The sequence below is a fragment of the Microcoleus sp. Aus8_D2 genome, assembly GCF_036702665.1.
Lineage (GTDB): Bacteria > Cyanobacteriota > Cyanobacteriia > Cyanobacteriales > Microcoleaceae > Microcoleus.
The window spans coordinates 90,762-102,947 of record NZ_JAUBUN010000029.1 but is presented as its reverse complement, the minus strand read 5'-3'; the positions used below and the strand labels follow the sequence as shown (position 1 = coordinate 102,947).

The 12,186-nt window shown below is 47.0% G+C and carries 9 protein-coding genes and 1 pseudogene; 1 reads left to right on the top strand and 9 read right to left on the bottom strand.

Translation table 11 applies throughout. The features are described from left to right. The 5 genes from QUB64_RS21680 to QUB64_RS21660 form a co-directional block, all read right to left on the bottom strand. On the bottom strand, positions 1-437 hold a 437-nt coding region (locus tag QUB64_RS21680; protein WP_333394190.1), incomplete at its 3' end, for an FGGY family carbohydrate kinase. Between the two features lie 206 nt (positions 438-643). Further along, on the bottom strand, positions 644-853 hold the full coding sequence (locus tag QUB64_RS21675; RefSeq protein WP_265234576.1) for a type II toxin-antitoxin system HicB family antitoxin: 210 nt from the start codon (positions 851-853) through the stop codon (positions 644-646). Between the two features lie 305 nt (positions 854-1,158). Continuing rightward, the gene (locus tag QUB64_RS21670) at positions 1,159-2,499 is read right to left on the bottom strand and encodes a serine/threonine-protein kinase (RefSeq protein WP_333266758.1); all 1,341 of its coding nucleotides are present in this window, start codon (positions 2,497-2,499) and stop codon (positions 1,159-1,161) included. Between the two features lie 330 nt (positions 2,500-2,829). Then, a complete protein-coding gene (ilvB, locus tag QUB64_RS21665; RefSeq protein WP_333266756.1) occupies positions 2,830-4,665 on the bottom strand; it encodes a biosynthetic-type acetolactate synthase large subunit in 1,836 nt (611 codons plus the stop codon). 512 nt (positions 4,666-5,177) lie between these two features. Continuing rightward, positions 5,178-6,470 carry an MFS transporter gene (locus tag QUB64_RS21660; protein WP_333266754.1) on the bottom strand — a complete coding sequence of 431 codons (1,293 nt, stop codon included), beginning with the start codon at positions 6,468-6,470 and terminating at the stop codon, positions 5,178-5,180. A 351-nt stretch (positions 6,471-6,821) separates the two neighbouring features. Here QUB64_RS21660 and QUB64_RS21655 point away from each other — a divergent pair, with 351 nt between their 5' ends. Next, the gene (locus QUB64_RS21655; protein ID WP_006633346.1) at positions 6,822-7,160 is read left to right on the top strand and encodes a P-II family nitrogen regulator; all 339 of its coding nucleotides are present in this window, start codon (positions 6,822-6,824) and stop codon (positions 7,158-7,160) included. 123 nt (positions 7,161-7,283) lie between these two features. Here QUB64_RS21655 and QUB64_RS21650 read toward each other — a convergent pair. The 4 genes and pseudogenes from QUB64_RS21650 to QUB64_RS21635 all read right to left on the bottom strand — a co-directional run bounded on the left by QUB64_RS21650 (position 7,284) and on the right by QUB64_RS21635 (position 12,163). Further along, a pseudogene (locus QUB64_RS21650) lies at positions 7,284-8,493 on the bottom strand (RNA-guided endonuclease InsQ/TnpB family protein). A 69-nt stretch (positions 8,494-8,562) separates the two neighbouring features. Then, entirely contained in the window at positions 8,563-10,125 is a 1,563-nt protein-coding gene (locus QUB64_RS21645; protein ID WP_333266753.1) for a group II intron reverse transcriptase/maturase, read from the bottom strand. A 723-nt stretch (positions 10,126-10,848) separates the two neighbouring features. After that, entirely contained in the window at positions 10,849-11,439 is a 591-nt protein-coding gene (gene rdgB / locus QUB64_RS21640) for an RdgB/HAM1 family non-canonical purine NTP pyrophosphatase (RefSeq protein WP_333266750.1), read from the bottom strand. A gap of 55 nt (positions 11,440-11,494) precedes the next feature. Continuing rightward, a complete protein-coding gene (locus tag QUB64_RS21635; protein ID WP_333266748.1) occupies positions 11,495-12,163 on the bottom strand; it encodes a metallophosphoesterase family protein in 669 nt (222 codons plus the stop codon). Positions 12,164-12,186 lie beyond the last annotated feature (23 nt).

Genomic DNA, 12,186 nt, shown 5'->3' with positions numbered 1-12,186 from the left:
CCCCCGTGCCCGCCCTCTGCGATGGATGGGGCGGGCACGGGGGCACCGCCCCTACAAAACCACAGGAGTTTGGCCAGACTGGATGTAGCGCTTAATACTGTGTGGTTGGGTGGTGCGATCGCCCGTAACGTCTCTGTAACCGCTGCACCGCGGGCATCGTTGTATAAAATCGGTTCGCAGACTGGTACACCGTCAGTATCGCACAACATGACTGTGGAGGATGTGCCATCAAGGGCGATCGCGCTTACCCGATTGCGGATGGTTGCGGGGATTTGCTCAATTACAGCCCATAGTGCATTTTGCCACATCGAGGGCAAATCCGGCTGTTGTGCGATCGCAAAACTATGTTCTGTCTCACAATGGATTGTACCCTGAGAGTCGATAATTGTCGATCGAGCGCCCGTAGTGCCGAAATCTATTCCCAAATAAAGATTCATTTACCACTCCCGCGAATTTTCCTATATCTCAGAAACCGGGTTTTTTTACGAAAATCTTTGGTTGTCACCCACAGATTAGATAAAAAACCCGGTTTCTTTGGCCTTAGCGGACAGTTTCAGGGCTGACGCATGGGGGCTAGAAACCCGGTTTCTACGAATTTTGCGTTGAGTGACGAGAAATCTCGAAAGAAACCGGGTTTCTGAGGTTAGCGTGCTTCGACATATTCACATAGCGTAGTTGGTTCGGGAATCGGTAAACCTTCCTCTCGCAATCCTTCTAAGTGAAATTCGATCGCTTCTTTAATTTGCTGCTGTATTTCTGCAAGGGTTGCACCTGTAGCTGCACATCCGGGTAAATCTGGCGCGTAAGCTGAATAGTTATTCGGTGTTTTTTCAATCACAATCGCATAACGCATTAGTTGATACCCACGGGTGGTCAGAAACCGGGTTTTTTACGAACATCTTTCGTTGTCACCCACAAATTAGGTAAAAAACCCGGTTTCTTTGGTCTTAGCGGTGGTCAGAAACCGGGTTTTTTACGAACATCTTTCGTTGTCACCCACAAATCAGGTAAAAAACCCGGTTTCTTTGGTCTTAGCGGGTAAGTCTTGTCTTTGTTAAACCCATCGGTGTAGCAGGTAATGAAATGACGAAAAGCCGATAAATTAGTCAAAAAAGGTTCGAGAAAAAAGACTTGACAAAGGGCTGAAATCGCTATAGATTAGAGCTTACAGTTCTCGATGCGAAAGAAGAATATCCTCACCACATTCCACCACGAATGCCTAAAAAACGGGAGGTGGCCCATTTGTGCTTGCTTATTAAAGGTCAGGTAATCATAGTTCAACCAACTTCCTCCTCTTAGCCAACCGACACGATCGCCCAGCTTACATTCAGTCTCATAATCAACTTTACCACCAACTTCTAACCAGATTTTTTTCTGGACGCTAAAGCCAAAACCACCCTTACTATATTTTACCCACAACTGGTCGATCGTGCGTAAATCATCGCAAGGAAAATTATTAATTGATTCCTTATCAAAATAACCTTCCTTCTCCCGTCTAGCAGCTTTCAGCATCACCTTGAGAGTTTCCCCATCCGCCTCTTTCCACTTCCCTGCTGCTAATAAATCCCGCAGACGAGTATAGTCAACACCCAGCGCTGATTTAAGGGAGTCTGGTGGTTGAGTTGACCGAACACCAAGATCCTGCAAAACTTCAGTAGCAGATTGATAACGTCGCTTACTAGCAGGTAGTATCATTTTATCTAAAATCACACCCAGTTCCGAACTGACAGATGCTTTTAAGTGTTCTCGCCACACCCACTCAAACTCACTTGTATCGAATAAATCAATCGGTTCAACCTGAGTTAACAGATACAGACAAGTGACACCCAGACTATAAATATCACTAGGATAAATGGCTTTGCCCGCGGCTTGTTCCGGTGCCGTATATCCAAGAGTCCCGATCGCAGTTCCCGTTACAGATAAAGCAGTTTGTGTAGCATATTTCGCCGCGCCAAAGTCAACTAAAACCAGTTGCCCATCTTGCCTAAGAATAATATTTTCTGGTTTGATATCCCGGTGAATGACTTGGCGAGAGTGAATGAACTCGAAGGTGGGTAATAAATTATTAAGCAAGTCGCGAATCTGCGTTTCCCTAAAATATCCCTGAGATTCTAGTGCTTGGGCTAAATTTTCACCGTCGATGAATTCTTGGACTAAATACTGCCGTCCATCTTGACTAAAATATGCTAATAAATCGGGAATTTGAGAATGTTTACCCAACTGTTCTAAGCGTACTGCTTCCTGCTCAAATAACTCAGTGGCTTTCTGGATACTATAAGTGCCTTGAGCTTGGGGGTAAAATTGTTTAATAACGCAGGGTGGTTTTGAGGGTTTATACTCGTCAACAGCTAGAAAAGTGCGCCCAAAGCCTCCTTGTCCAATGATTTTTTGCGATCGGTAGCGATCGCCCAATAGCAGTTTATTCCCACATTTTTGACAGAATTTTGTAGAGTCAGAGGGGTTTTGCCATAGGCAATCAGGGTTTAGACACTGGCTCATAAAATATGCTTATAAATTATAGATTAAAGCTCTCGATGCGATGCCAGCGGACATGGTGTTAAATGTGGAACAGCAGATCCAGGTAAAGAGACGGCATGGCCCAAAGCCGTGTCAACTTAATCCCGAAAACCTTTGTATCTCTCGCTTTTATCCGAGGCCAGATCCCCCTAAATCCCCCTTAAAAAGGGGGACTTTGAGATCGCTCCGGTTCCCCCCTTGCTTTCGGGGGGCTAGGGGGGATCTGGCCTCGACGATAAACAGCAGTCTATGACTACGTTTGACCTTAAGTTGAGACTAATAGGCACAGCCTAAGTCCCGACTCAAAACTCCTTAAACTTTTGTCCCGCATTCAGGACAAAACTTATTGCTCGACACATTCTTCGCGCCACAACTCGGACAATAAATCAACTCCGCAGATTCCAATTTACTGCGTTCCGGCAAACCAACCATTTGAGCGTTGCTCTTACCAGGAACTACCATCGGATAGCAGTTTTCGTCCCGCGTTACCTTCACGTTCATCAGCACCGGGCCGTCGTGAGCGAGCATTTGGGCGATCGCACCTGCCAACTCATCCGGCCGCGAAACCAGCATCCCCTTCACGCCGTAAGCTTCTGCCAGCATCACAAAATCCGGCATTCCTACAGTCATGTTCGAGGACGAATAACGCTCGCCGTAGAACGCCTGCTGCCACTGCCGCACCATGCCCTGCCAGCCGTTATTTACAATTACAATCTTGACATTAATGCCGTATTGTGCTAAAGTTCCCAGCTCTTGAATATTCATTTGCACGCTAGCATCGCCAGCAATACAAATCACTTGCTCGTTGGGTAGCGCCATTTTCGCGCCCATCGCCGCCGGTACGCCAAAACCCATGGTTCCCAAACCAGCGCTAGAAATCCAGCGGCGCGGCCCGTTGTTCAAAAATTGAGCCGACCACATTTGATGTTGACCTACATCCGTCGTGTAGTAAGCATCCGGCGCTTGAGCGCCCAACTCTGCAATCACCTCTTGTGGAGACAAAATCTCTGGGTAATGGGGTACAACTAACGGATAGTCCTGTTTCCAGCGATCGATCCTGTGCAGCCATTCCGCAGTTTGTCGGGGAGTTCCCGAAACTCCGGTTTCCCGACAGCGGCGCAGCATATCGAGCAAAACTTGCCGGACATCTCCGACAATCGGCACGTCAGGGCCGCGATTTTTGCCGACTTCCGCCGGATCGATATCGATGTGAACTACCTTCGCCCGCGCCGCAAACTCGTCTAATTTGCCCGTCACCCGATCGTCAAACCGAGCTCCCACAGCAATCAACAAATCGCACTCAGTAACGGCAAAATTAGCGTAAGCAGTGCCGTGCATCCCCAGCATTTTCACAGACAAAGGATGGTTTTCATCAAAGGCACCTTTGCCCATCAGCGTTGTTGTGACAGGTAATTGGAACATCTCGGCGAGTTCCTTAATTTCCTCGTGGGCCCCGGCTGCGATCGCCCCGCCGCCCACATAAAGCAAAGGACGCTTCGCTTCCTTCAGCAACTGAATCGCTTGACTGATTTGTCGGGGATTTCCCTTCACCGTTGGCCGATAGCCCGGAATTCTCACTGATCCGGGTTCCACCGGCAGATAGTCAAACTCTTCTAAACCGACATCCTTGGGCACATCAATCAACACAGGCCCTGGCCGCCCTGTACTCGCAATGTGGAAAGCTTCAGCCACAATTCGCGCCATATCTCTCGGATCGCGCACTACATAGGAATGCTTGACAATTGGGAGCGTAATGCCGTAAATATCAGTTTCCTGAAACGCATCAGTGCCGATCGCCGGACGCGGAACCTGACCAGTCACTACCACCATCGGGATAGAATCCATGTGGGCCGTCGCAATCCCCGTCACCAAATTAGTTGCACCGGGCCCGGAAGTCGCGAAACAAACCCCAACTTGTCCGGTAGCGCGGGCGTACCCATCGGCCGCGTGGGCTGCACCTTGTTCGTGCCGCACTAGAATGTGTTTGATGCCGCCGGTTTCTTCAGCCCGGTAGAGTTCGTCGTACAGCGGCAGAATTGCGCCGCCGGGATAACCAAAAATATGCTTGACGCCGTGGCGGATCAAGCTGTCAATCAAAGCGAATCCACCCGTTGCACGCCTGATGGCTACTTTAGTTTTTAGTTGCACAGAATTTCCGTCCTTAAAGTAATTATGATTTTTATTGAAAGCTTGGATACTACTCTAATCTCTACGATCGAACTATGAAAATTTAACTGCTAATATTTTACAAAACAATTGGGTTTAAAGCCCCGTCTTTTTATGACGGCTTTCATGATAGAGTATATTTGGCTGATTCGCTCCATGTAAAAATCCGGTATCAACTCTCTTATTTCAAAAAATCTCAAACGGGTTGGGGCATCAACCTGCGGGCGAGGCGATGTTAGACAGGCTGTGCCTGCTTTTTATGTTTGAACCCAGAATCCCCGCGCCTTTAGTTCGGGGAGTATGTCAAAAAAAGTTTCGCGCTCGGGCGATCGCGAAATTGTGAAACAGAAGACCGGGCGGTTGAAACCGCTTCTCTACAACCAAAACCCGCCGGACGGCGGTTTCCGAGGGGGCGTAAAGTTATCTTATTTTCTTTACACTGCGGAGGCGGACGAAAGTTTATCTAAAACCTGGTTTCAACCGTACGTCCGATCTTAAGCCTTTAAGACTTTGCGGGTATAGCGCCAAGCTGCGATACCCATCACGCATACCAAAAAGCCCAAACTCATCAGCACGATCCGCAAACCGAGGTCATCCGAGCCGACGGCTTTGCTAACAGCATCCGTCAGCGGGCCAGTCAGTGCTAAAGGCAAGCTGAGGGCAATATTAATCGCATTGTTCTCCAAGCCAAAGACTTTTCCCCGCATGGATTCGGGAGTTTTTTCTTGAATCAAAGCTTGCATCGGGCCGTTAATTAAAGAAGCGCCAAAACCGAAGAGAGCGCTCAATCCGAATCCCAGCCACAACTGTCGGGTAAAGGCAAACATTGTCAACACGAAACCCATCATCAAGAAACCAATTAACGGCAAAGGTTTCTTGTGTACTCGATCGCCCCAGTGACCCAAAAACGCAGCGCCGAAGACCATTCCGATTCCCGCAGCAGCCAGTAAAAAGCCAAATTGAGTTTCTTTGAGACCAATTTTGCCCGAAAGTGCGATCGCCAGAACTTGCAGCGCCGCAAACACCGAATACAAAATCGTCAACTGCACCACCGCGTTGCTGATCGAGCGGTTGTGCTTCAAATAGCGCAAACCTTCCTTGAGATCTTGCCAAGGATGGACGTTTTTGCCACTGTTGCCGGCATGATTTTCTTCGATCTGCATCAAGTAGATCAAACCTGCTGAGATCAGGTACAACCCGCCCAGGAAAAACTCTTGATAAGCTGGCCCGTAGCTGTGTTTGATCCAACTAAATATCGGTTCGCCGATCGTCATCCCGACAATAATGCCGCCCATTGTGGACGAGGCGAACAGAGCATTTGCCGACATCAGCCCCTCTCGCCCCACAGCCAGCGGGATTGCAGCCTGCTCTGCGGGAGCAAAAAATTGCGTTATAGTAGAGACCAAAAACGTAATCACCAACAACACGAAAAAAGTTTTGGGCAAAAACGGCAAAGATCCAATCAACACCGCTCGAATCGCGTTGCAGCCGATCAGCATTTGCTTTTTGGAAAAGCGGTCTACCACGATACCGGCCGCCGAACCAAAGACGATCGCTGGCACCGTGTAGGCGATCATCACCGCTGACAGCATCGAATTTTCCGAATGCTGCCAAGAAACCGGCCAGGGTCGGTAATCGCCTGTTTTCAGCAGAATAATCAGCAATACGTAAAAGATTTTATCCGCCACTTGGGCCAACAACTGGCCAGTCCACAAGGTGAGGAAGGGGCGATTTCTCAGTAGGGCATCAAGCCCGCTGCGGTCAGGGGGAGGGCTAGCTGGGTGCATAGGAATAGTTTAACTGACCGCCTCTGGCAATTGTAGTTTTCAGCAATACGTGCAAATCTGACTTGTGGAAAGCGGAAACGGGCCAAAAATCCTGTCTCCTGTGTTCTTTTTCTGTTTTAGCAGATCGGCGACGGAGGGCTTGGGTCTTTTTCACTCTACCGCGATCGGTCTATCCCCGAGAGCCCGCACCCCGGAAAATCCGAGAACATTGTTAAAGGTTGGCCTGCGTTTGCTCGCGAGTACAACATAAGGTAGTATATTTTACAAAATACTTGCTATTGGCAGCGATCTTAAAAGATGTCACGCCGATTAAGTAATATAACGAAAGTAGTAATGTTAGGAGTGAGAAACTTGAAAAAGGTTGAAGCTATTATTCGCCCGTTTAAACTTGACGAAGTGAAAATCGCACTCGTCAATGCTGGGATTGTGGGGATGACTGTTTCTGAAGTTAGAGGTTTTGGCCGTCAAAAGGGCATGACAGAACGCTATCGCGGTTCTGAGTACACTGTTGAGTTCTTGCAAAAGCTCAAGGTCGAGATTGTTGTCGAAAACGATCAGGTTGACATGGTGGTTGATAAAATTATCGCTGCTTCCCGCACGGGCGAGATTGGCGACGGCAAGATTTTCATCTCTCCTGTAGAACAAATTATCCGCATTCGGACGGGAGAAAAGAACCTGGAGGCAATCTAATATACTGGGGCATTGGGCATTGGGCATTGGGCATTGGGAATGGGGCATTGGCCTGCGCAGGGCATTGGGAATGGGGCATTGGGCCTGGATAATTGGTACTAATCACAATTGACACTCCCCGCCCTAAAAGGACGGAGATTCTTGGTTCAACGAGCCAACTTGCTTCAGCAGGATTTCTCCAACCAAAGTAGAGGTTGATTCTCAAGAGAGCGTTGCTTGCATGCTTCGCAAAGGTTCCGACGTGCCCCGCCGTACCCAATCCCCGACTCAGGATGTTTCTAGCTGCGTTGAAATCTCTATCGATCACACACCCACATTTACAAACGTGCGTTCTAGTAGATAGTGTTTTCTTCACAATCGTACCGCAGAAGCGAGCATTCTTGGCTTGTATATTGCGGGTTTACCGCTACCGTCACTCTGTCAAATACTTTGCCGAAGTATTCGAGCCAGATGCGAAACTGATACCAAGATGCGTCGTTAATAGACTTAGCCAGACAGTGATTCTTCGCCATATTTTTAATTGTCAAATCTTGGTAAGCTATTAAGTCGTTTGACTTAACTACGCACGCCAGCTAAGTTTGATTGCATGGTCTTTACGCTGCCTACTTATTTTCAGGTGGCGCTTGCCGAGAATCTGTCTGGCTTTGCCTCGGTTTTTTGAACCTTTTACTTTTCGAGAAACCCTTCTTTGGGAACGCTTCAGAACTTTTTCACCAATTATTAGGAATCTCGGATTTTCCACTGTTACTGAGTTTGAATCTGTGTAATATTCCTTCAGTCCTACATCTAACCCGATCGTGTTTCCCGAAGGTTCTGTATTCTCTTTTCGGTCAACATCAATACAGAATTGGACGTAAACACCATCCGCACGCTTTACCAATCTTACCCGTTTGATTTGAGCTATTTGATCAAAGTGCAAATCACGCGTTCCTTTTAACTTCAGTCGTCCGATTCCTTTTTTGTCAATAAAAGAGATTGACTTTCTATCTGATGCGAGCTTCCAGCCAGTCGATTTGTACTCAACTGAACGACAATCTTTCTGAAACTGTGGATATCCTTTTTTACCAGGAATACCCTTTTTACAGTTTTCGTAAAATCGGGAGATAGCAGACCAGGCTCTTTCGGCGCTAGCCTGTCTGGCTTGGGAATTGAGTTCGTCGGCAAAGGAGAATTCACGAGCTAATACAGCGCAGTATTTGTTCAAGTCGTACTTGTTAACTTTTGGGTTGTCCATCCAATAGCGCAAACAGCTATTGCGGACCAACTGTGCTGTACGAATTGCTTCAAAAACTGCTGCAAACTGACTGGATTTTCCGGATTGAGTCGAGGGCAGGTATTATCCTGCGCCCCTCTCAGGCACGATCGCAGCGTGCAGGTTTCCCAGCACTGCGCTCCCGATATTTTAGGCAAGTGCCTTGCTCATGTGTGTATAGTCGTGACATGATTCGTGTAGGGCTTCTAGGTTGTTTAGCTTCCAGTTATCATGTTTTCCGTCTATGTGGTGTAGGTTTACTTTTTCCTCAGAGGTGAGTTTGTATCCACACCTAGCACATGAATGGTGTTGTCTTTTTATGACTGTTGAGGTTGTGCCGTTGTAGAGTTTACTGTTCCGTTCGCTCCAGTACGCAACATCGCCGTCATAAGGAGATTTGGTTCCTTTGACGTTGATGTGTTTGTTTTCGGCATAAGAAACTTTTGGGAATGCTTTATCCAGCAATTTCTTACTGGTGTGGCGGTTCTGTTTGGTTTCCTTGTTGAATACCTTGAATGCTCGACGTTGGATATATGCCAGAGAGTTTCTCGCACCGTCCATCTTGCAATATTTGTGGTAATTCCGCCAACCTCTTACGATCGGGGCTAATTTCTCAGCTTTTACCGTCGCACCATAGTTCGAGCTATTGATGATAGATTTTACTTTCTTACGGAATGCTTTAAAGTTCTCCGTCGATGGAGTGCTTCTGAATTTTCCGTTTTTCTGGACTTTGAAGTGCCAGCCGAGGAAATCAAATCCGTCTTTCGTAGCAGTTATCTTGGTCTTCTTCGCACTGACCTTCATTCCTCTTGCTGATAGGAACTGGTCGATTCTATCAAGTATTTCTTCCGCATTGTCTTCAGGTCGAAGGATTATTACCATGTCATCCGCGTAACGGATTGATGGTTCCACTTGGTTTCCCGTAGGGATTCCTTTCTTGTTATATCGGGTGTTATAACTATGGATGCTTTCGATCCCGTTGAGTGCGATGTTGGCTAGTAATGGACTCACCACGCCACCTTGCGGTGTACCTTGGTCAGGGAATTCTACATTGGTTCCCGCTTTTAGACATCGGAAGATACCGAGTTTTAATCCGGCGGGGGCAATGAGATTGTCCATGATTGTGGTGTGTGAAATCCGGTCGAAACACTTTTCGATATCTAATTCGATTACTCGTTTGTTGATACCGTTGCTAGATGAGCGGAGATTTAATTGCAAGATTTTCTGCGCGTCATGCGCCCGTCCCGTCCTAAATCCAAAGCTATTAGCATGAAAAGTGGCTTCGTGCGCTGGTTCGAGTGCGAACTTGGCGATACATTGCCATGCTCTATCGGCGATAGTAGGCACTTTTAGCATTCGCGTTGTTCCGTCCTTCTTGGGGATGGGAATTTCTCGTAGGCCTTGGTGCTTCCATGTATTAGTATTCGATTTGAGTGTGTCACTCAGGGTAAAGCGTTCTTCAAAAGAGAGGGACGCTTTCCCGTCGATACCTGCCGTTTTCTTACCAGCATTTAGCTGTGTAACCTGACGAATTGCCAGAAATCTCGCAGCTTGAGATTTCATAATCAGTTTCTGGAGTGACCGCGCTTTCCGCTTGTCGCCAGCCTGAACTGCTTTGAACACGCGACGTTGTAGGCGGAATAAGTTCCGACGGAATTTCTTCCACGGGAGGTTCTTCCATGATTCACTGGTGTTTAAACCGCGACTAATCATACTCTACTCAGTGTAGTGTTTTCTAAATACCTTGCTCCAATTACGGAGCATCCTACCCGTATCTGAGGGGTTAGTCCTCTCGTCTGGTCTACCGTAAGTGCGACCACTTACAGACCTCAGATTCGTTTTTATTCGTTCCACCTGAATGATATTCGTCTCGGTTAGGAGTAGCCACTTCAACCGCCAGAACCCCAAACTCATGCCGCTTGTAGCTTAAACATCGGCGGGGTACATAGTCTCTGGCGAGGTCGGACTTTACGATTACGTCCGCCCATTCATAGGTCGCTTTTCTAGGCTCTGTTTCTCCGTTCGAGACACCCTGTTAGCCGCAGTGTCGATTGTAATTATCGTCTGATTCGACCCTGTTCCCCGCTTCACTCTATAGAATTCCGAGTCTATTCGGTGGGGGCAGATAAGGAGTCATATCTGAGTTTGATAGGAAGGACTTCCACCTTCATCAATCAGGCAGTTCAACTAATGTTTTTATTAGTTGGAGTAGTTATTTACGGACTAGATACCGTGATTCATACTCAACGAATCGCACTAAGTCTTGAACTCAAAAACTAGCAGGGCTTTACCTCCTACTTTATGCTAACTCGTCGAGCACAAAACTCTTTGGCGTCGCAGCAAAAGTTTACAAGGAAAGCCGTCCTATAAGGACGGGGTTTTAGACCCAGTTTTTTGATAACCAATAACCAATAACCAATAACCAATAACCAATAACTAATGACTAATGACCAATGACTCCATTTGTGGTAATAGAGCCTGGAATGCTTGACCGCGGTGGGAGTGCGATCGCTTGATATCGGGCGTCATTTCTGCAAAAGTCTGTTGCTGTGCGGGTACGTAGAAAATCGGATCGTACCCGAAACCTCCCGTACCGCGAGGAGCGTGCAGGATTTCGCCGCGGCAAATTCCTTCTACTTGCAGGGCAATTGTACCGTCGGGACGGGCGATCGCGATCGCGCACACAAATTGTGCTCCCCGGTTTGGTTCGGTTCCCAATTCTTTGACAAGCCGAGATATCCTGTCAGCATCGGTTTTTCCGTAGCGCGCCGAGTAAATCCCAGGTTGACCGTCGAGTGCATCTACCATTAAACCAGAATCATCGGCGATCGACCATTGGCCAGTTGCTTTCGCCACTTCAGACGCTTTCAAGCAAGCATTAGCAATAAACGTTTCCCCAGTCTCCTCAATTTCCAACTCTTCCGGTTTAAGCTGCAATTCCCATCCCAAATCCTGAAGATAAACTTGCATTTCCTTAAGTTTGCCCGGATTGCTGGTAGCCACAACTAGCAATTTGCGATTATTCATAATTTCGCTTAAAACTTACGCATTGATACTAACCAAGATATTGGAAAAGCTGATTTTAGCATATTAGCGCGGTCAAACTAACTTTTTCTGCTTCGGCGATCGCAGAATCTTCCAAAAACTTGTAGAATTGTACAAATTGTTCGACAAAATTAATGACCAAAAAACCCTGCTCATGCCCGGGCTTTAACGTGCCGGCGTTTATAATAGTTAAGTTGCCCAAATGTCGAACCATCTTGTAATTTGTATGACCATTGATGACATATCTGTATTTTCCATCTCGAATTAAGTTTGGGAGATCTGTGTTTGCTTCAATCGCATACCCATAATCATCAGGATTTAGCCGAACCATATCATTTTCCCCAAGCCCGTGACACAAAAGTGCTAAACCATCTGGTGTTGGGAATTCCCTAGTTGCAGGGAGAGAACTTAAAAATGAATGCGAAGTAACCGAAAGAGAATCTGGCTGTGTAGCCTTTTTTAGCTCTCGCATTTCATTTTTTAATAACCAGCGATCGTGATTCCCTGAAACTGTTAAAATTGCTTCGCGCCTCAAGATATCACAGCATTGATTAGCGTCACCTAAACCATCAACAATATCTCCGACAGAAAGGATATTGTCAACATTTTGGGATTTGATAAAATCTACGGTTTTCTCTAGCAATTGTTCCTCAGTGTGAAGATCGCCGATCGCACCTATAACATTGAAGTTTTTGTTGGCAATCATAGTACGGAAATGATATTATGTCA